The sequence below is a fragment of the Caulobacter sp. P4_E5 genome, from assembly GCF_056401555.1.
This window is the reverse complement of sequence record NZ_JBFUJD010000159.1, coordinates 1-1,691: the sequence shown is the minus strand read 5'-3', so window position 1 is coordinate 1,691 and position 1,691 is coordinate 1. Positions and strand designations below refer to the sequence as shown.

Below are 1,691 nucleotides of genomic sequence, written 5' to 3'. Positions count from 1 at the left end.
CGTCTGGGCCAGGCCGTTGGCCACGCGCGGCGGCGGATCCTTGTCGGCCGCTAGCGCGCCGGTCGGAACACCGAGAGTCAGGGCGAGCGCGGCCAGCAGGGCGGCGAGGCGCTCAGGCGATTTCGACATCGGATTTTCCTTTCGCGCCGACGAGGCGCGCGAGCGCCTGGGCGTGGGTGGGCATGCGCTCGACGGCCTGCAGGCAAGCGATGCGCACCTGCTGCAGGCGCTCGGCCATCAGCCGCTCGTCCATCAGGTCGGCCAGCGGGTCGTAGCCCTCGGGCTCGCCCTCCTGGCCCATCATGATCGCCAGCCAATTCGGTTCCTGGAAGATGGTCTGGTTGGGGAAGATCGTGGCGCCGCGCGTGCGGAACAGCGCCATCTTCTCGCGCAGGGAGTCGGGCAGGGCCATGTGGCGCAGGCGGTCCCACAGCGGTTCGCCGACCCGACGGTTGGCGTGGTAGTGATAGATCAGGAAGTCCCGGATCTGCTCCATCTCCTCGCCCATGATCCGGTTGTAGATCCCCGCCGCGGCCGGATCGTTCTTGGCTAGCGGGAAGCTGCCCGCCAGCTTGATCAGGCCGTGCTGGATCAAGTGGATCGAGGTTGATTCCAGAGGCTCCAGGAACCCGCTCGACAGGCCGATGGCCGCGCAGTTCTTGACCCGTGACTGCTTGCGCCGGCCGGTGGTGAACCGCAGGAAGCGAGGGTCGGCCAGGGCCTTGTTGTCGGGATGCTCGCGCGCCAGGCTGGCCAACAGGACGTCGGCCGCCGCCTCGTCGCCGATATGGTCGCTGACATAGACATAACCATTGCCGGTCCGGTGCTGCAGCGGGATGCGCCAGCGCCAGCCGGCCGTGTCGGCGATGGCGCGCGTATAAGGAATGGGGTCCTCGAACCGCGCCGAAGGGACCGCCACCGCGCGGTCGGCCGGCAGGAACTGGGACCAGTCGTCGTAGCCGACCTTCAACGCGTCGCCGATCAGCAGCCCCCGGAAGCCCGAGCAGTCGATGAAGAAGTCGCCAGCCAGGGTCTCGCCATCGTCGAGGGCCAGCGTGGCGATCGTGCCGTCCAGCGGATCCAGGTCGGCGCCGCGAATGGTGCGTTCGACCCGTCGCACGCCGCGCGCCTCGGCGACCTCGCGCAGGAGCTTGGCGTAGAGCGAGGCGTCGAAGTGATAGGCATGGGCCATGGCCGCGCGCGGGTCACGCGGGTCGTCGACGCGCCAGTCGAACCGGCCCGCCTTGGCCGCCAGGCAGCTGAGCGAGAACTCGGCGAGATCGGCCTTGTAGCCCAGTCGCCGCGCGCGCAGCCAATAGGCGTGGAAGGACACCCCCTCCATCGGCGCGCCGTAGTAGCCGAACGGGTGCAGATAGCGTCCTGCCGGGTCGCCCCAGCCGACGAACTCGATCCCCAGCTTGAACGAGCCCTGGGTGGCCGCTAGCATCCTGCCTTCGTCGACGCCGACCACCTTGTTGAAGAAGGTGATCGGCGGAATGGTCGCCTCGCCGACCCCGACGATGCCGATCTCGGCCGACTCCACCAGGGTGATCCGCATCTGCTGCGGTGTGAAGACCTTGGAGAAGAAGGCTGCGGACATCCATCCGGCCGTGCCGCCGCCGACGATCACCAGGTGGGAGATCTTTCCCGTATTTTCCATGCCGCCCTCTTGTGGGGTCGCCCGCACAAGC

General features: G+C 68.3%; 1 protein-coding gene. It reads right to left on the bottom strand.

All coding sequences use genetic code 11. The annotated features are described in order from the left end of the window. Positions 1 to 112: 112 nt before the first annotated feature. A complete protein-coding gene (locus AC1DSO_RS24720; protein WP_477071324.1) occupies positions 113 to 1,660 on the bottom strand; it encodes a tryptophan halogenase family protein in 1,548 nt (515 codons plus the stop codon). Positions 1,661 to 1,691: the final 31 nt, after the last annotated feature.